This window comes from Dyella dinghuensis, from assembly GCF_003977615.1.
In the GTDB taxonomy this organism is placed as follows: Bacteria; Pseudomonadota; Gammaproteobacteria; order Xanthomonadales; family Rhodanobacteraceae; genus Dyella_B; species Dyella_B dinghuensis.
Map to the genome: position 1 here is coordinate 316,346 of NZ_RYZR01000008.1, position 17,392 is coordinate 333,737.

The following is a 17,392-nucleotide window of genomic DNA, read 5'->3' on the forward strand; positions in this document are numbered from 1 at the left end:
TCGTACTCGTACTCCTTATTACTAACGGAGGTGCGGGCTGAGGGCGCGTGTCCAGGTAAAGCAAAACTAACCTAGATACCCCGAAGAACCCCGCACCCGACAAGGATGCGGGGTTTTTTGTTGCCCCTCGGCACCGACCCAAACGGAGCCAGGCATGAACCCCGAAACAGTAAATCCGACAGACCACGCCGAGGGCGGCGATAGCGCCGAGGATCGCGTACGCATCTTCGACACGACCCTGCGCGACGGTGAGCAGGCGCCCGGTTTTTCCATGGACCGGCGTGCGAAATTGTGCATGGCACAAGCCCTCGAAACCCTTGGCGTGGACGTCCTGGAAGCGGGCTTTCCACAGGCTTCTCCCGACGATTTTGCAGCCGTCGACGAAATCGCACGCACGTTGCGCAACACGACGGTATGCGCACTCGCGCGATGTCAGAACGGCGATATCGACACCGCGGCACGCGCACTCGAACGCGCACACCATGCACGCATTCACTTGTTTCTCTCGACCAGTCCGCTGCATCGCGAACACAAGCTCGGGATGAGCAAATCGCAAGTACTGGAAACGGCAGTTGCATCGATCGAGCGCGCGCGTAAATACAGCGCAGACGTCGAGTTCTCAGCGGAAGATGCATTACGCACCGAACCGGATTTTCTCGTCGAAGTCTTCAGCGCAGCGATAGCTGCCGGCGCAACCACGCTCAATGCACCCGATACCGTGGGTTACACGACGCCGGCCGAAATGGTCGAGCTGTTCACCTATCTGCGCAAACACGTTCGCGATGCGCACAAGGCGGTGTTTTCCGCGCATTGCCACGACGACTTAGGGATGGCCGTCGCCAACAGCCTCGCTGCCGTGAGCGCAGGTGCGCGCCAGGTCGAATGCACCATCAACGGTATCGGCGAGCGCGCAGGCAACGCGGCGCTCGAAGAAATCGTCATGGCACTGAAGGTTCGCGCGCCGCATTTCGGCCTGCGCACCAACATCGACACGCGCAAGCTGTATCCCACTTCGCGCTTGTTGACGCAGGTCACCGGCCAAGCGGTACCGCGCAACAAGGCTGTGGTCGGCGAAAACGCCTTTGCGCACGAATCGGGCATCCATCAGCACGGCATGCTCAAGCATCGCGGCACGTACGAAATCATGCGCCCGCAGGACGTGGGCATCGCCGAAACCACACTGGTTCTGGGCAAGCATTCCGGCCGCCACGCGCTTCGTCAGCGCCTGGAAACGCTCGGTCACACGTTCGACGAAGCCGCTATGGAGGGCATCTTCAAGCGCTTCAAGACACTCGCCGATCGCAAGCGCGATATTCGCGATGAGGATCTGGAAGCGCTGGCACTCGGCCAGGATCCGGACGCCATCGGTCCGTGGCGCATCGATCAGCTCAACACCACCTCGCATCTTGGCGGTAGCGCGTCGGCAACCGTGAAGCTGTGCCACGAAGACGGCCGCGAAATCGGCGAGGCCGCCATCGGCGACGGACCGGTCGACGCAGTATTGCGCGCGATCGAACGCGCTACCGGCACCGACATGGTGCTCAAGCGCTTTCAGGTGCGTGCGATGAGCGAAGGCGGCGATGCGCAAGGTCATGCGCAACTTACGGCACGTCACGCACAGCGCGACTGGAACGGCAGCAGTGTCAGCACCGACATCATCGAAGCCACCGCACATGCGGCACTGGCCATCGTCAACCGCATCGAGCGACAGGTAAGCGACGGACCAGGAGCCGCACGAACGGCGCAAGGAGTCTCCGCATGAGCACGCCCTTTCTTTGGCACAACGGGCGGATCAAGCCCTGGGCCGAGGCCACCGTCCACGTCAGCACGCACGCGCTGCATTACGGATCATCCGTATTCGAAGGTGAACGTGTGTACGCGACGCCGGAAGGTCCTGCGTATTTTCGCCTCGCCGATCACACACGCCGTCTGTTCGAATCCGCGCGCGTGTACGAGATCGAGATCGGCTACAGCGAGCAGGAGATCGATGAAGCATGCCTGGAACTGATTCGCGCCAACCGGATGGCATCGGCTTATGTACGACCGATTGTTTTTCGCGGCGCCGGCGGGCTCGGCGTTCTCCCCAGGGACGGTGCGCCCGTCGACGTCGCGATCATGGCCTTGGAATGGGGCGCGTATCTGGGTGAAGCCGCCGAAGTAGGCGCCGATGTTTGCGTGTCGTCGTGGAATCGCCCCGCACCGAACACGCTTCCCAGCTGGGCCAAGGCGGGCGGCAATTACCTCAGCAGTCAGTTGATCGGTCTGGAAGCGCGCCGCGGCGGTTTCGACGAAGGCATCGCGCTGGGACATAACGGGCTCCTGAGCGAAGGTGCGGGCGAAAACTTGTTCCTGGTGAAGCGCGGAAAGTTACTCACGCCACCGTCGAGCGCTGGCATTCTCGCCGGTATCACGCGCGACACGGTGGTCGCGCTTGCCGCCGATCTCGGTATCGCCGTCGAAGAGCGCGACCTGCCACGCGAAGCGCTGTATTCCGCCGACGAAGTCTTCATGACCGGCACCGCTGCAGAAATCACGCCGGTGCGTTCGGTCGACCGCAAGAACGTCGGCAACGGTACGCCGGGACCCATCACGCGCGCACTACGCGATGCGTTCTTCGGGCTTTTCGATGGACGCACGCCAGACCGCTACGGCTGGCTGACTCACGTGAATGCGGTCATCCCTGATCGCGAAAGTCAAAAAACGACTATCCATGGCCGCACTACTCAACAACAGCACGCTACGTCAGAGGTTTCGGCATGAGTCCGCGCACGCTATTCGAAAAAATCTGGGACGCCCACGTCGTCGCTGCAGAAACGCCCGATACACCGTCCGTGCTGTACATCGACCTGCATCTGGTACACGAAGTCACTTCACCCCAGGCATTCAGCGAATTGCGTCAGCGCGGACTGAAGCTGCGCCGTCCCGATCGCACACTCGCCACGCTCGACCACTCCACACCGACGTTGCCGGCGCTGGCGAACGGCGAACGTCCGTATGCAAACGACGAAGCGAAAGCGCAGGTCGCGCAACTGGAAGCCAATTGCCGCGAATTCGACGTGCAACTTTATGGTTGGGATAGCAGTGATCGCGGCATCGTGCATGTGATCGGGCCAGAACTGGGCGCGACGCAGCCCGGCATGACGATCGTGTGCGGCGACAGCCACACCTCGACGCACGGCGCGTTCGGCGCGTTGGCGTTCGGTATCGGTACCACCGAAGTCGGTCACGTGATGGCGACGCAGTGCCTGCTGCAACGCAAGCCGAAAACGTTCGCGATCCACGTCGACGGCAAGCTTCCGCGCGGCGTGGGCGCGAAAGATCTGATCCTGCACATCATCGGCCATATCGGCGTGGATGGTGGCACCGGACACGTTCTGGAATATCGCGGCGCCGCGATTGAAGCGCTGTCGATGGAAGAACGCATGACGGTGTGCAACATGTCCATCGAAGCCGGCGCACGCGCCGGATTGATTGCGCCTGACGAGACCACGTTCGCATGGTTGAAGGGACGTCCGCGCGCCCCGCAGGGCGCGGCATGGGACGCGGCAGTGCAACGCTGGCGCGCGCTGCGCAGCGACGAAGGCGCCGAGTACAACCGCGAAGTGCATATCGACGCGAGCCAGATTCGTCCGACCGTCACCTACGGCACGCATCCCGGCATGGCGATCGCCATGGACAAACCCGTTCCTGTCGCACGCAATGCGCCGGAACAGCGCGCGCTCGACTACATGCAGGCCAAGCCGAACCAACCGATGCAAGGCATGTCGGTCGATGTGGTGTTTATCGGCAGCTGCACCAACTCGCGCCTCTCCGATTTGCGCGAAGCGGCGAACGTGATGCGCGGACATCGCGTCGCCGATGGCGTACGCGTCCTGGTGGTGCCGGGTTCCGAAGCGGTGCGCCGCGATGCGGAGCGCGAAGGCTTGCATGAGGTGTTTCTCGCTGCCGGTGCGGAATGGCGCATTCCCGGCTGCTCGATGTGCATCGCGATGAACGGCGATCTTGCGCAACCGGGCCAACTCGTCGTCAGCACCTCCAACCGCAACTTCGAAGGCCGCCAGGGCAAAGGCGCACGCACTGTGCTCGCAAGTCCTGCAACGGCTGCTGCTTCGGCCATCGCCGGCGCGATCGCCGATCCACGCGAATACCTGACGGAGGCCGCCGCATGAATCACACACGCGACCACCGCGCATCACTCCCTCCCCTGCACGCAGGGGAGGGTTGGGGAGGGGTAAAGCGCACAAACCGAGGCCAGCTCGTGCAACTCCCTCCCAACCTCCCCCTGCAAGCAGGGGGAGGGGCAATACGTCGTCTTTGCATCGTCGCAGGAGTTTTTTCATGAAGGCCGTTACACGCATTCACTCGCGCACCGCGGTTCTCGTCGATGAAAACATCGATACCGATCGCATCATTCCCGCGCGCTTTCTCACCACGACCGAGCGTAGCGGTCTGGGCAAATATTGCTTTCAGGATTGGCGCTACACGCAAGACGGTGGCGATAACCCGGATTTCCCGCTCAACAAACCCGAAGCACGTGGCTGCAGCATTCTTGTCGCCGGCCGCAATTTCGGCTGCGGCTCGTCGCGCGAACACGCGCCGTGGGCGTTGCTCGATTACGGCATTCAAGCCGTGCTGTGCAGCGAGATCGCCGACATCTTCCGCGGCAATGCGCTGAAAAACGGCTTGCTCGCCATCGTGCTCGAAGAAGCGGAGCACCACTGGTTGCTCAAGAACCCCGGCATCGAACTGTCCATCGACGTGCGCGAGCAGGCGATCGAACTGCCCGATGGCGGACGCATCCGCTTCCAGCTTGAGGCATTCGCCCGGCACTGCCTGCTCAACGGCGTCGATCAACTCGGTTTTCTGCTTCAGCAAAACAACGCAATCACACACTACGAACAGCAACAGGAGAAGGCAGCATGAAAGCGCGTATCGTTACCCTGCCCGGCGATGGCGTGGGTCCGGAAGTCACCGATGCGGCTGTTGCCGTACTGAAAGCTGTCGCCGAGCGCAGCGGTCATACCTTCGAATTCGAATCGCATGCCATTGGCGGTTGTGCCATCGATGCGACCGGCCAACCGCTGCCCGCTTCCACGCTTGAAGCGTGCAAGAAAGCCGATGCCGTGTTTCTGGGCGCAGTTGGCGGTCCGAAATGGTCCGACCCGCACGCGAAAGTTCGTCCGGAACAAGGCTTGCTCGCGTTGCGTGCTGCGCTGGGCGTATTCGCCAACCTGCGCCCGCTGCAGGTGCATCCGGCGCTCGCGTCGTTCTCGCCGCTGAAGAACGAGAAGCTGAAGAATGTCGACGTGTTGTTCGTGCGCGAACTCACCGGCGGCGCCTACTTCGGCGCCAAGACGCGCACGGAAGACGCTGCCACCGATGAATGCAAATACACCGTCGCGGAAATCGAGCGCGTCACACACCGCGCGTTCGAACTGGCGCGTGATCGCCGTCAACATGTCACGTCGGTCGACAAGGCCAATGTGCTCGAGACATCACGTCTGTGGCGCAGCACCGTGCAGCGTATCGCAGCCGATTATCCCGACGTCAAACTCGAACATCAGCTGGTCGATTCAATGGCCATGCTGTTGCTGACGCAGCCGTCGCGTTACGACGTTGTCGTAACCGAAAACCTGTTCGGCGACATTCTCACCGACGAAGCAGCCGCACTCGCTGGCTCGCTGGGCTTGCTGCCTTCGGCGTCGCTCGGTGCAGGCAAAGTGGGTCTGTATGAACCCATTCATGGCTCCGCACCGGATATCGCCGGCAAGGGCATCGCCAATCCGCTGGGCGCGATTCTTTCGGCAGCGTTGTTGTTGCGTCACTCGCTGGAACTGGAGATCGAAGCGACGACCGTCGAAGCTGCCGTTGCCCAAGTGCTCTCCAACGGACCGTACAGCCGCGATTTGAGTGGCAACGCAACTACCACGCAATTGCGTGATGCAGTGATCAGCGCATTGGATGATGTGGCAACGCCCGCCTTCCTGTGCGGCTTGCGCGCGTGCGGCTGAGCGAGGGAACGATGCGAAGCGATCTCATCAAAACCGGTCCGGATCGTGCACCCGCTCGTGCCATGTTGCGCGCCACGGGTTTGCAGGATGCCGATATCTCCAAGCCACTCATTGCCGTCGTGCACACGTGGTCCAACGTCAGCCCGTGCAATCTCAATTTACGCGAGCTGGCCGAGCACACAGCGGCGGGTATCCGTGCAGCGGGTGGCACACCTATCGAATTCAACACCATTGCCGTGACCGATGGCATCGCGATGGGTACGCCAGGCATGCGTGCGTCGCTGATCAGCCGTGAAGTGATTACCGATTCCATCGAGCTGGCCGTGGACGGTCACTGCCTGGATGCGATGGTGGTGCTCTGCGGCTGCGACAAAACCATTCCGGCCGCCGCGATGGCGATGGCGCGTTTGAACATTCCAGCTGTTGCGCTGTACGGCGGCAGCATTGCGCATGGCACGCACAACAATCATCCGATCACGATTCAGCAGGTGTTCGAAGCAGTCGGCGCGCATGGCGCAGGCAAGATCGATGATGCGGAACTCGCCGCCGTCGAGAAAGATGCATGCCCCGGCGCAGGGGCGTGTGGTGGACAGTTCACCGCGAACACGATGGCCATGGTGATGCAGGCGCTCGGCTTGTCGCCGATGGGTTTCAACGACATTCCCGCCACGCATCCTGCGAAAGCACACGCTGCCTTTCGCTGCGGCGAGCTGGTGATGGATTGTCTGCGCGCGGACCGCAAGCCACTCGACATTCTCGATGTCACCGCATTCCGCAACGCTGCACGCATGGTCGCTGCGACAGCCGGTTCGACGAATGCCGTGCTGCACTTGTTGGCGATCGCACGCGAAGCAGGCGTGCCATGGACGATCGAGGATTTCGAACCGGCATCCGTGCACACGCCTGTCATTGCCGACTTGCTGCCCGGCGGCCGCTATACCGCCGTGGAATTGTTCGGCGCAGGCGGCAGTGCGCGCGTGGCGCAGGAACTCATCGCCGCCGGCATGCTCGAAGATCGCCCGACGGTCACCGGCGTGCAGCTGTTTGAAGAATGCGCGAAGGCACCGCGCGCCGAGCAACAGGATGTCGTGCATCCGGTGAACAAGCCGCTCAAACCACGTGGTGGCTACTCGATTCTGTACGGCAATCTCGCGCCGGAAGGCTGCATTCTCAAACTCGCCGGCAAAGGCGCCAATCACTTCGAAGGTATCGCGCGCGTGTTTGAAAGCGAGGAGGAAGCCTTCGCCGCCGTGCAAGGCGGAAAGATCAAACCAGGTGACGTCATCGTCATTCGCAACGAAGGTCCCGCTGGCGGCCCTGGCATGCGCGAAATGCTCGGCGTCACGGCCGCGCTGGTCGGACGCGGACTCGGCAACGACGTCGGCCTGATCACTGACGGCCGCTTCTCCGGCGCCACGCACGGCTTCATGGTCGGCCACATCGCACCCGAAGCCGCACGCGGCGGACCGATTGCATTGCTGCGCGACGGCGATCGCATCTTCATCGATGGCGACCACCGTGAGCTGCGCACGAATGCCGATCTGGAAAGCCGGCGCGCCAGCTGGAAGGCGCCCGCCGCGAAAGTCACGCACGGTGCACTCGCCAAGTACGCGCAGCTGGTCGGCTCTGCCTCGGACGGCGCAACGACGCATCCGCGCACCGCCGTCGCCACACCGCATTCCACTCAACGACATACCTCGACAGAGACCCAAGCAGGAGTTCCCGCATGAGCACCACCGCAACTACCGATATGCTCGCCAAGGCGCGCATCGCCGTTCTCGGCTATGGCAGCCAGGGCCGCGCCCACGCGCTCAATCTCAAAGACTCCGGCCTGGATGTTGTGATCGGCCTGCGCCCGAATGGGCCGACCTGGAGCAAAGCCGTCGCCGATGGCTTCCATGTGGTGGAACCTGCCGAAGCGGTGCGCGATGCCGATCTGGTCGCTGTATTGACCCCGGATATGGTGCAGCCGACTCTGTACAAAGAATCGATCGAACCGAACATCAAGGCCGGTGCTGCACTGTTGTTTGCACACGGCTTCAACGTGCACTTCAAGCAGATCGAACCACGCAGCGACATTGATGTGATTCTCGTCGCACCGAAAGGTCCGGGCGCACTGGTTCGCAGCGAATACGAACGCGGCCGCGGCGTTCCATGCGTGTATGCCGTGCACCAGGACAAGACCGGTCACGCCGAAGACAAAGCCAAGGCGTATGCAGCCGGCATCGGCGGCGCACGCGCCATGCTGATCAAGACCGACTTCAAGGAAGAAACCGAAACCGATCTTTTCGGCGAGCAGGCTGTGTTGTGCGGCGGCGCGAGCGAACTGGTCATCAAGGGTTTTGAAACACTGGTCGAAGCGGGCTATCAGCCTGAAATTGCCTACTACGAAGTGCTGCACGAACTGAAGCTGATCGTGGATCTGTTCTACGAGGGCGGCATCACGCGCATGCTGCAGTTCGTGTCGGAAACCGCGCAGTACGGCGATTACGTCAGCGGTCCGCGCATTGTGGATTCGGCGACGAAAGAACGCATGAAGGGCGTGCTCACGGACATTCAGGACGGCACCTTCGCGCGCAACTGGATTGCCGAATACAAAGCGGGCCTGCCGAACTACAAGAAGCTGAAGCAAGCCGACCTCGATCATCCGATCGAGCAGGTTGGCGCAAAGCTGCGTGCGCGCATGCCGTGGCTGCAAGCCGGCGCGAAAGCCGAGCAGCCCCAGCTGAAGAAAGTGGGTTGACACCGTGCAGCGCTCTCTCATCTCCCTTCCCCAAGGACTCCGGCGAGAGAGCGCTGCGGCTTTTTTTATCGGCACTGTTTGATCGTCACCAAGGGACCGTTGTGAATATGCCGCTGCTGAAATCTTCCTCCGCTGCGGATGCCGAACCGGGCATCTCGCGCCATCCGCTGACCGGGACGTCGCTGAGCGGTGCGGATGTCGTCGTACAGGTCTTGGCGGATGAAGGCGTCGATGTGCTATTCGGCTATTCCGGCGGCGCGATTCTGCCGGTGTACGATGCAGTGTTCCGTCACAACGCCGAACACATCAAACCTGATGGCAGCGAACCCATGCCGTTGATCGTTCCCGCGAACGAACAAGGCGCAGGTTTCATGGCCGCCGGTTATGCGCGCGCATCGGGCAAGGTTGGCGTGGCGGTGGTGACGTCGGGCCCAGGCGCCACCAACATGGTGACGCCCGTGCGCGACTCGACGGCGGATTCGATTCCGCTAGTGGTGATCTGTGGACAGGTCGCAACGCAAGCCATCGGCAGCGACGCCTTCCAGGAAGCGCCCATCAGCAACATCATGGGTTCCTGCGCCAAGCATGTGTTTCTGGTGACCGATGCATCGCAACTTGAAGCAACCATGCGCACCGCGTTCACCATTGCACGCAGCGGGCGGCCAGGACCGGTGGTCGTGGATATTCCCAAGGATATCCAGAACACCACGATGACTTTCAAAGGCGAAGGCGAATTGGCGTTGCCGGGTTACCGCGCACGCCTGCGTGCCATTGAGCAAGCCTCGCTTGCCGATGAAGATTGCAAGCTCTTCTTCGAGGCGCTGTCGCGTGCGAAGCGTCCGCTGATCTATGCGGGCGGTGGAGTCGTTGCGGGTGGCGCAGCTGCGGCCTTGAAAGCCTTTGTCGATGCATTTGGTCTGCCCGTTACTACCACGCTGATGGGCATCGGCGGCTACGACACGACCGACGCGCTTGCGCTGCACATGCTCGGCATGCATGGCACGGCGTACGCGAATTACGCAGTGGAAGATTGCGATTTCCTGCTGGCGCTCGGTGCACGTTTTGATGATCGCGTGGCCGGCGTTCCCACGCAGTTCGCGCCGCGCGCGAAATTCGTGGCGCATATCGATATCGACCCTGCCGAAATCAACAAGGTCAAACAGGCGCACTGGCATCACATCGGCCCTCTCGACCGCGCCTTGCAACGTCTTACCCGTTTCGGAAAAACACACGATTACAGCTTGTCGCTGTCGGATTGGCACGCGCATGTCGCGGCACTCAAGCGCGATCACGCGATGAACTACGACCGCGACAGCGCGCTGATCCAGCCCTACGCGGTGCTGGAAGAAATCAACCGTCACGCGCAAGGCCGCGCCATCGTCAGCACCGGCGTCGGCCAGCATCAGATGTGGGCGGCGCAATACCTCGATTTCTGCGCACCGCGGCATCTGCTCACCTCCGGCTCGATGGGGACGATGGGTTTCGGTCTTCCCGCCGCCATCGGCGCGCAATTTGCCAGACGCGATGCGTTGGTCATCGACATCGATGGCGACGCCAGCATTCGCATGAATCTGGGCGAGTTGGAAACCGTGACCACGTATGGGCTTCCATTGAAGATCGTCGTGCTGAATAACGTCGGCGACGGCATGGTGCGTCAATGGCAGAAGCTGTTTTTCAAAGGCCGCTTCGCCTCGTCCGATAAAAGCCTGCATCGCAAGGATTTCGTGCGTGCAGCCGAAGCGGATGGATTCGCGTGGGCGCGCCGCCTGGAACAGCGCGACGAACTTGCCGCAACGATCGCCGAATTTCTCGCCTTCGACGGCCCCGCTTTTCTGGAAGTGATGATCGACCCCGATGCCGGCGTGTATCCGATGGTTGGCCCTGGCGCCAACTACGCACAGATGATCACCGGCGACTTCATTCCCGCACGCACGGCTCCGAAAGCAGCCGATGCGGCGGCCACCGACATGTTCTGATCTGACTGGAATCCATCATGCAACACACGTTGTCCATTCTTCTGCAGAACGAAGCCGGTGCATTGGTGCGCGTGGCGGGTCTGTTCGCCGCACGTGGTCACAACATCGATACGCTGACCGTTGCCGCGACAGCCGACCCTGCCGTTTCGCGCCTGACGTTGACGTTGCGTGGCGACGACGCAGCCCTGACGCAGATCGTGCAGCAGACACGCAAACTCGTCGATGTCCTGCAGGTCGAACATCCCACGCACGCATGAACGCAAGGCCCTCGCATGCCGAAAGCGATCCAGTACTGACCGCAGCATCTGTATTGCGCCGAGCTGAAGCCGCTCGTGTGTACGAGGTTGCCGAACACACGGCGCTGGATCTGGCGCCGTTGTTATCCACGCGAATTGGCGCATCCGTGCTGCTGAAGCGCGAGGATCAACAACCTGTCTTTTCCTTCAAGCTGCGCGGCGCGTACAACCGCATGGCGCAACTCGATGAGGTGCAGCGAGCCAAAGGCGTGATCGCTGCATCCGCTGGCAATCATGCGCAAGGCGTAGCGCTGGCGGCTTCTCGTTTGGGTATCCGAGCCACCATTGTCATGCCCGTCACCGCGCCACAAGTCAAAGTCGACGCCGTGCGGCGCTTCGGCGGAAACTTCGTCGACGTGGTGCTGGCTGGCGATTCGTACAGTGACGCGCAGACCGAAGCACAGCGTCTTCGCGATGCCTTGGACGCAACCTTCGTGCATCCGTTCGACGACCCCGATGTCATCGCCGGCCAGGCCACCGTTGCGCTCGAATTGCTGGATCAACACCCCGGCCCCTTGCATGCCGTTTTTGTGCCCGTAGGCGGTGGCGGCCTTCTGGCTGGCGTCGCGTCAGTGATCAAAGCGCGGCGACCGGATGTGCGCGTGTTCGGCGTACAAGCGTGCGACGCCGACGCCATGGTCCGCGCACTCGACAAGGGCGAACGCATTGTGCTCGAGGATGTGGGCCTGTTCGCCGACGGCACGGCCGTCAAGCAAGTGGGCGCGCTGACGTTTTCGCTTTGCCAGCAATACGTCGACGGCATGCTGCGCGTGGATACGGACGCCATCTGTGCCGCCATCCGCGACATTTATCAGGACACGCGAAGCGTGCCTGAGCCTTCCGGTGCATTGGCACTGGCCGGTCTCAAACAATACGCCGCGGCACACGGCCATTGCGACGGCGCGCTCGTTGCCATCGTGTCCGGCGCCAACATGAACTTCGATCGCCTGCGTTTTGTTGCCGAGCGCGCGGAAGTCGGCGAGCAACGCGAAGCCGTATTTGCTGTGACGATCCCCGAGCAGCGCGGCAGCTTTCGGCGCTTTTGCCATGCGTTGGGCCAGCACGCCATCACCGAGTTCAATTACCGCATCGGCGATGCACGCGCCGCACATATCTTTGTGGGCATTCAAACGGCACAGCGCGGCGAGCGCGCGGCTTTGGCGAACGCATTTCGCGACAACGATTTCGGTGTGCTCGATCTCACCGACGACGAACTATCCAAGCTTCACCTTCGCCACATGATCGGCGGCCGTTCGTCGCTGGCACACGATGAGCGGCTTTATCGCTTCGACTTTCCGGAACGCCCGGGCGCATTGGCGCGTTTTCTCGAGCGCATGCATCCTGACTGGAATATCAGCCTGTTCCATTACCGGAATCACGGCGCCGACTACGGGCGCATTCTGGTGGGTATTCAGGTGCCGCCGAGCGAAGACGCGTTATTTCAGCGATTCCTCACTACGCTTGGCTATCGATACATCGACGAAAGCGACAATCCGGCTTACCGGCTGCTGTTACGCGTGTAACGTGTACGTCTGCTGCGCGCAGCCAGCAAGCACTTCATCGAGAGAAGCATCCACGTTCAACTCGAACACGTGGTTGTCGTAGTCGGTGAAATACAGCGCGGTGTCTTTCCGCGCCATGTAGTGCTCGACGTCGAACGTCGTAAGCTTGTCCGCGCAGGCGGTCAATTCGTCCTGGCTGACATGCAGTGAAATGTGGTCGCCATTACGCACGGAAGGGCCATCGCCCTGACGCAGCACGAACCACAGGCCGCCGAATTTCGCAAAGCTTTGCGGGTGACCGTCGTCATCGGGACGAGGCGGAACGATTCGGGCGCCAAGGACACCGGCAAATAATTCTGCCGTGCGCGCAGGATCACGCACGATCAGTGCGATGTGACTGATGGACCCGACCATGAATAACCCAACTCCCCCAAGCGTAATGGTCGATCCTAGACCGTTCACCTGCTGGCGGGCAATCTACATCAAAGCGCGGCCCGGTGGGATTCGGCACACTTTCCCGGTAAGAGCAGCACGTTACACTTGTGGGATGGCACCGACTTCTCGCAAACGTCCAAGGCGCACTCCTTCGGCACCGACTGTTAACCGCACCCGGCCCATCCCGCCGACGGTGCGTAAGGTACCGCAGCCGGCCGACAGCTCCACGCATGCTTCGCGCGTGCTGGACTGGTTGCTGCAGAAACTGCCGGAGGCCTACCGCGAAAAAGTGCGCGACATTCTTGTACTTACGCGCATGGATCGGCCGATCGGCGCACTCTTGCTGCTGTGGCCGACGTGGTGGGCGCTATGGCTGGCCGCCAATGATTTTCCGCCTTGGAAGCCGTGGCTGATTTTCACGCTTGGCGTTTTTGCCATGCGCGCGGCCGGTTGCGCCATTAACGATTACGCAGATCGCAACCTGGATCCACAGGTGGCCCGCACCGCCGGCCGGCCGATCGCCGCCGGGCGGGTTACGCCACGCGAAGCCCTGATCGTGTTCCTTGCGTTGCTGGCTTTTGCCTTTCTGCTGGTGCTGCTGACCAATCCGCTGACGATCAAACTTTCCTTCATCGGCGCTGCCCTCGCAGCGCTGTATCCGTTTACAAAGCGATATACCGACCTGCCGCAGGTCGTTCTCGGCGCAGCGTTCGGCTGGTCGATTCCGATGGCATTTGCAGCGATTCAAAACACCGTGCCGCCGGTCGGGTGGCTGCTGTTTATTGCCAACATTCTGTGGTCGGTGGTTTACGACACCGAATACGCGATGGTCGATCGCGACGACGATATCAAGGCGGGTGCACGTTCCACCGCCATTTTGTTCGGCGATGCCGATGTGCCGATCATCGGTGTGCTGATGGGGACCTTCGTCATTGCCCTGGTGATGGTCGGCACGCGCGCAAAACTTGAATGGCCGTTTTGGCTGGGCATCGTCGGTGCGGTGGCACTGTTTGGATGGCAGCTGTGGTTGATTCGCAACCGCGAGCGCGACGCCTGCCTGAAGGCATTTCGCCACAACAACTGGCTCGGCTTGACGGTCTGGATCGGTATCGCACTGGCACTGGCCGTGCGTTGATTTTCAACGACCGGGAATCGGTGCGCGCGCGAGTGCCCAGACATCGACGCGTGCAACCCCCGCGCGTTTCAGCACTTTTGTGCATTCGGCCAACGTGGTGCCCGTCGTGAATACATCGTCCAGCAGCGCGATGTGCGGCGGCAGCTCGACACCTTTGCGCAATGCAAACGCGGCATTCAAATTGCGGCGACGCTCCGCCGCATTCAACGTCGTCTGCGCGCCGGTATTCCGCACGCGCTCTAGAACATCAAGGCGATAAGGCACATTCAACGCACGCGCCAGCGGCGCTGCTAATTCCAGCGCCTGATTGTAGCCACGCTCCCGAAGGCGTTGCTTATGCAGCGGAACGGGCACGATAAATTGCGGCAACGGCAATCGTCGCGCCTCGCCTTCCCACAACGTTGAAAGAACCCGGCCCGCTGCAAGATCGCGACCGAACTTGAAGCGTGTTTCCAGACGATCAAGCGGCCACGCATAACGAAACGGCGCCCACGCTGCATCCCACCGCGGTGCCTTGCGCTGACATTGGCCGCATAGTGGCGCAGACAAAGGAAGTGGCAGCGCGCAGCGTTCGCAGCAGTGCGTATTGCGCGGAAATTCCGCGATACATGCGGGACAAAGATCGACGCCCTCGGCTCCGGCATCCGCGCACAGCAGGCAACGCCAAGGAATCAGCCATCGGCGCAGCGGGTCGGTCAATCGATTCAGCGCATCCATGCGCAAGGACTTACCTCAGTTGCCGGGTTTGTAGAGCGCCGCGTCGATGATCGACCAAAGGTGAATGATCCAGCCCATCCAGATCACCCACAGCGCCGCTGCCAACACAAACATGACGATCGCCTTGAGCAATCGCCCCTGCACCAGCTGCCCCAGGCCGGGGATGAAGAAACTGCATACCGCGGCGATGACATTGCCCGTACTGCCCTGACCTGCACTCATGAATCGCGTCCTTGATGGGTGGTGACGCCATGGTAACGGGTTCGGGGGCGTCAACCATTCCGTGGCGTATCTAGTTGACAGCCTTCCGGGGCACTTCCACACTTATACGCCGCGTATTTTGTGGATTTCCCAGCCTATGTCCGTAGCCGCTCTTCGCCACGACTGGACCCGCGACGAAGTCGTCGCGCTGTTCGCCCTGCCTTTCAACGAATTGCTGCATCGGGCGCATGGCGTGCATCGCGCCAACCACGACCCCAACGCAGTGCAGGTTTCCACCCTGCTCTCGATCAAGACCGGCGGCTGCCCCGAGGATTGCGGGTATTGTCCGCAGGCTGCGCGTTATCACACCGGGGTCAAGGCGGAAAAACTGATGGCGGTTGACGCAGTGGTCGCGCGCGCGCAGGCGGCGAAGGATGCCGGGGCCAGCCGCTTCTGCATGGGCGCGGCATGGCGCAGCCCAAAAGATCGTGACGTCGCCCAGGTGGCGGAAATCGTCTCGGCGGTGAAAGCACTCGGCCTGGAGACGTGCGCCACGCTCGGCATGCTGACCGACACGCAAGCACAAACGCTCAAGCACGCCGGTCTGGATTTCTACAACCACAATCTGGACACCGCGCCGGAGTTTTACGGCGAGGTCATCCACACGCGCGAGTATCAGGATCGTCTCGACACGCTCGAACATATTCGCGAAGCGGGTTTGAAAACCTGCTGCGGCGGCATCGTCGGCATGGGCGAATCGCGCGAGCAGCGCGCCGGTTTGCTGCAGACGCTCGCCACACTGCCCGAGCATCCGCAGTCGGTGCCGATCAATCAGCTGGTGCAAGTGGAAGGCACACCGCTTTACGGTACCGATGCGCTCGATCCGTTCGAGTTCGTACGCACGATTGCCGTCGCGCGCATCTTGATGCCCGCCTCGATGGTGCGTTTATCCGCAGGCCGCCAGCAAATGGACGATGCGGTGCAGGCACTCTGCTTCTTCGCCGGTGCCAACTCCATTTTCTACGGCGAAAAACTGCTGACCACAGGCAACCCGGAAGTCGAACACGATCGCGCGCTGTTCCGCCGCCTCGATCTGCACGCGTTGGAAGTGGTCGAAGAAGCTGGCACCGTGCACGCAGACATTGTCGAAACGGAAGCAGCGAGCTGCGGGCAAGGCTGTGGCTGCAGTGCCGCGGCCTGATCTGATCGAACGATTGGCCGCTCAGACGGCCGAACGTGCGCAGGCTCAATTACTACGACGCCTGCGTACGATCACGCAAACCGACGGTGCGTTTATCGAAAGCGACGGACGCCGCCTTCTTTCGTTCTGCAGCAACGACTATCTGGGTTTGGCGCAGCATCCCGGGCCGGTCGCCGCATTGAAGCAGGCTGCCGATGCGAGCGGCGTCGGCAGCGGATCGGCCCATCTGATCTGCGGCCACCGTCGCGAGCATGCTGCGCTGGAAGAAACGCTGGCCGAATGGACGGGGCGCGAACGCGCGCTACTCTTCTCCACCGGCTACATGGCCAACCTGGGCGTCGTCCAGGCACTGCTCGAACGCGGCGAACTGTGCGTGCAGGACAAACTCAATCATGCGTGCCTGCTCGACGGCGCGCAGCTCGCTGGCGCAGCGCTCAAGCGTTACCCGCATGCCGATGTCGAAGCGGCATCACGTCAACTGCAAGGCCAAACTGAAGGTTGCGCCTTGCTGGCCACCGACGGTGTTTTCAGCATGGACGGCGATATTGCACCTTTGCGTGAGCTTGCTTCGCTTTGCGCAAGCGAAGGCGCAACGTTGATGGTCGACGACGCGCACGGACTAGGCGTACTCGGTGACGATGGCGCGGGAAGCATTACCGAAGCGCGCTTGAGCGAGCGCGACGTTCCCGTGCTGATGGCGACATTAGGCAAAGCACTGGGATGCAGCGGCGCATTTGTCGCCGGTTCCGCCGCGCTTATCGATGGCCTGATCCAGTTTGCACGCACCTACATCTACACCACGGCCATGCCACCTGCGCTCGCGGCAGCGACACACTGCGCAGTGAATCTGGCACGCCAGGAAAGCTGGCGTCGCGAAAAACTTCAGCATCTGATCCAGCGCTTTCGCCGTGGCGCAAGTGAGCTCGGGTTACCGCTGATGCCTTCGCGCACGGCCATTCAGCCGCTTTTGATAGGTGATTCGCAACGCGCGCTGGAGGCTTCGCGCGCCCTGGAAGCAAAAGGCTTGCTAGTCGTCGCGATCCGCCCACCTACCGTGCCCCAGGGGCAAGCGCGGTTGCGTATCACCCTATCCGCCGCGCACGAAGACGCGCACGTCGACCAGCTGCTGCAGGCGCTCCAATCCCTGCGGCTCGCACACGCCCCGGTATAATTGC

At 61.8% G+C, this 17,392-nt stretch carries 16 protein-coding genes; 13 read left to right on the forward strand and 3 right to left on the reverse strand.

Features of this window, described 5'->3' with window-relative positions; genetic code table 11:
• The first annotated feature begins 154 nt into the window (after positions 1 to 154).
• The 10 genes from EKH79_RS18470 (at position 155) to ilvA (ending at position 12,549) form a co-directional block, all read left to right on the forward strand.
• Entirely contained in the window at positions 155 to 1,762 is a 1,608-nt protein-coding gene (locus EKH79_RS18470; RefSeq protein WP_126675316.1) for a 2-isopropylmalate synthase, read from the forward strand.
• Positions 1,759 to 2,760: a branched-chain amino acid transaminase gene (locus tag EKH79_RS18475; RefSeq protein ID WP_126675317.1), complete on the forward strand. Its 1,002-nt coding sequence runs from the start codon at positions 1,759 to 1,761 to the stop codon at positions 2,758 to 2,760. Before EKH79_RS18470 ends, EKH79_RS18475 begins: the two co-directional genes overlap by 4 nt.
• A complete protein-coding gene (gene leuC, locus EKH79_RS18480; protein WP_126675318.1) occupies positions 2,757 to 4,169 on the forward strand; it encodes a 3-isopropylmalate dehydratase large subunit in 1,413 nt (470 codons plus the stop codon). Before EKH79_RS18475 ends, leuC begins: the two co-directional genes overlap by 4 nt.
• A gap of 169 nt (positions 4,170 to 4,338) precedes the next feature.
• The gene (gene leuD / locus EKH79_RS18485; RefSeq protein ID WP_126675319.1) at positions 4,339 to 4,923 is read left to right on the forward strand and encodes a 3-isopropylmalate dehydratase small subunit; all 585 of its coding nucleotides are present in this window, start codon (positions 4,339 to 4,341) and stop codon (positions 4,921 to 4,923) included.
• Entirely contained in the window at positions 4,920 to 6,011 is a 1,092-nt protein-coding gene (leuB, locus tag EKH79_RS18490) for a 3-isopropylmalate dehydrogenase (protein ID WP_126675320.1), read from the forward strand. The genes leuD and leuB overlap by 4 nt, the downstream gene beginning before the upstream one ends.
• 11 nt (positions 6,012 to 6,022) lie before the next feature.
• The gene (gene ilvD, locus EKH79_RS18495) at positions 6,023 to 7,741 is read left to right on the forward strand and encodes a dihydroxy-acid dehydratase (protein WP_126675321.1); all 1,719 of its coding nucleotides are present in this window, start codon (positions 6,023 to 6,025) and stop codon (positions 7,739 to 7,741) included.
• Entirely contained in the window at positions 7,738 to 8,754 is a 1,017-nt protein-coding gene (ilvC, locus tag EKH79_RS18500; RefSeq protein ID WP_126675322.1) for a ketol-acid reductoisomerase, read from the forward strand. Before ilvD ends, ilvC begins: the two co-directional genes overlap by 4 nt.
• 107 nt (positions 8,755 to 8,861) lie before the next feature.
• Entirely contained in the window at positions 8,862 to 10,730 is a 1,869-nt protein-coding gene (ilvB, locus tag EKH79_RS18505) for a biosynthetic-type acetolactate synthase large subunit (RefSeq protein ID WP_126675373.1), read from the forward strand.
• Between the two features lie 17 nt (positions 10,731 to 10,747).
• The gene (gene ilvN, locus EKH79_RS18510) at positions 10,748 to 10,987 is read left to right on the forward strand and encodes an acetolactate synthase small subunit (RefSeq protein ID WP_126675323.1); all 240 of its coding nucleotides are present in this window, start codon (positions 10,748 to 10,750) and stop codon (positions 10,985 to 10,987) included.
• Complete coding sequence (gene ilvA / locus EKH79_RS18515) at positions 10,984 to 12,549, forward strand: threonine ammonia-lyase, biosynthetic (RefSeq protein ID WP_126675324.1); 1,566 nt, start codon at positions 10,984 to 10,986, stop codon at positions 12,547 to 12,549. The genes ilvN and ilvA overlap by 4 nt, the downstream gene beginning before the upstream one ends.
• On the opposite strand, the gene EKH79_RS18520 is transcribed toward ilvA, so the two are convergent.
• Positions 12,538 to 12,942 carry a VOC family protein gene (locus EKH79_RS18520; protein ID WP_126675325.1) on the reverse strand — a complete coding sequence of 135 codons (405 nt, stop codon included), beginning with the start codon at positions 12,940 to 12,942 and terminating at the stop codon, positions 12,538 to 12,540. The two genes, ilvA and EKH79_RS18520, sit on opposite strands and share 12 nt — an antisense overlap.
• Positions 12,943 to 13,204: 262 nt before the next feature.
• On the opposite strand from EKH79_RS18520, the gene ubiA reads away from it, so the two are divergent.
• Positions 13,205 to 14,098: a 4-hydroxybenzoate octaprenyltransferase gene (gene ubiA, locus EKH79_RS18525; protein WP_233590399.1), complete on the forward strand. Its 894-nt coding sequence runs from the start codon at positions 13,205 to 13,207 to the stop codon at positions 14,096 to 14,098.
• A 3-nt stretch (positions 14,099 to 14,101) separates the two neighbouring features.
• Here the strand turns inward: ubiA and EKH79_RS18530 are convergent, their stop codons facing one another.
• Together EKH79_RS18530 and EKH79_RS18535 are read right to left on the reverse strand one after the other, a co-directional pair.
• Entirely contained in the window at positions 14,102 to 14,815 is a 714-nt protein-coding gene (locus EKH79_RS18530; protein WP_126675327.1) for a ComF family protein, read from the reverse strand.
• Positions 14,816 to 14,830: 15 nt separating this feature from the next.
• Positions 14,831 to 15,037, reverse strand: a complete 207-nt coding sequence (locus EKH79_RS18535; protein WP_126675328.1) for a hypothetical protein — start codon at positions 15,035 to 15,037, stop codon at positions 14,831 to 14,833.
• A 136-nt stretch (positions 15,038 to 15,173) separates the two neighbouring features.
• On the opposite strand from EKH79_RS18535, the gene bioB reads away from it, so the two are divergent.
• Entirely contained in the window at positions 15,174 to 16,217 is a 1,044-nt protein-coding gene (bioB, locus tag EKH79_RS18540; RefSeq protein ID WP_126675329.1) for a biotin synthase BioB, read from the forward strand.
• Positions 16,204 to 17,388: an 8-amino-7-oxononanoate synthase gene (gene bioF / locus EKH79_RS18545; RefSeq protein WP_126675374.1), complete on the forward strand. Its 1,185-nt coding sequence runs from the start codon at positions 16,204 to 16,206 to the stop codon at positions 17,386 to 17,388. Before bioB ends, bioF begins: the two co-directional genes overlap by 14 nt.
• Positions 17,389 to 17,392: the final 4 nt, after the last annotated feature.

What these genes read in the sequence shown, in the direction of transcription:
- EKH79_RS18470 (WP_126675316.1), top strand. Translation starts at nt 155, where the DNA reads ATGAACCCCGAAACAGTAAATCCGACAGACCACGCCGAGGGCGGCGAT.
- EKH79_RS18475 (WP_126675317.1), top strand. Translation starts at nt 1,759, where the DNA reads ATGAGCACGCCCTTTCTTTGGCACAACGGGCGGATCAAGCCCTGGGCC.
- leuC (WP_126675318.1), top strand. Translation starts at nt 2,757, where the DNA reads ATGAGTCCGCGCACGCTATTCGAAAAAATCTGGGACGCCCACGTCGTC.
- leuD (WP_126675319.1), top strand. Translation starts at nt 4,339, where the DNA reads ATGAAGGCCGTTACACGCATTCACTCGCGCACCGCGGTTCTCGTCGAT.
- leuB (WP_126675320.1), top strand. Translation starts at nt 4,920, where the DNA reads ATGAAAGCGCGTATCGTTACCCTGCCCGGCGATGGCGTGGGTCCGGAA.
- ilvD (WP_126675321.1), top strand. Translation starts at nt 6,023, where the DNA reads ATGCGAAGCGATCTCATCAAAACCGGTCCGGATCGTGCACCCGCTCGT.
- ilvC (WP_126675322.1), top strand. Translation starts at nt 7,738, where the DNA reads ATGAGCACCACCGCAACTACCGATATGCTCGCCAAGGCGCGCATCGCC.
- ilvB (WP_126675373.1), top strand. Translation starts at nt 8,862, where the DNA reads ATGCCGCTGCTGAAATCTTCCTCCGCTGCGGATGCCGAACCGGGCATC.
- ilvN (WP_126675323.1), top strand. Translation starts at nt 10,748, where the DNA reads ATGCAACACACGTTGTCCATTCTTCTGCAGAACGAAGCCGGTGCATTG.
- ilvA (WP_126675324.1), top strand. Translation starts at nt 10,984, where the DNA reads ATGAACGCAAGGCCCTCGCATGCCGAAAGCGATCCAGTACTGACCGCA.
- EKH79_RS18520 (WP_126675325.1), bottom strand. Translation starts at nt 12,942, where the DNA reads ATGGTCGGGTCCATCAGTCACATCGCACTGATCGTGCGTGATCCTGCG.
- EKH79_RS18530 (WP_126675327.1), bottom strand. Translation starts at nt 14,815, where the DNA reads ATGGATGCGCTGAATCGATTGACCGACCCGCTGCGCCGATGGCTGATT.
- EKH79_RS18535 (WP_126675328.1), bottom strand. Translation starts at nt 15,037, where the DNA reads ATGAGTGCAGGTCAGGGCAGTACGGGCAATGTCATCGCCGCGGTATGC.
- bioB (WP_126675329.1), top strand. Translation starts at nt 15,174, where the DNA reads ATGTCCGTAGCCGCTCTTCGCCACGACTGGACCCGCGACGAAGTCGTC.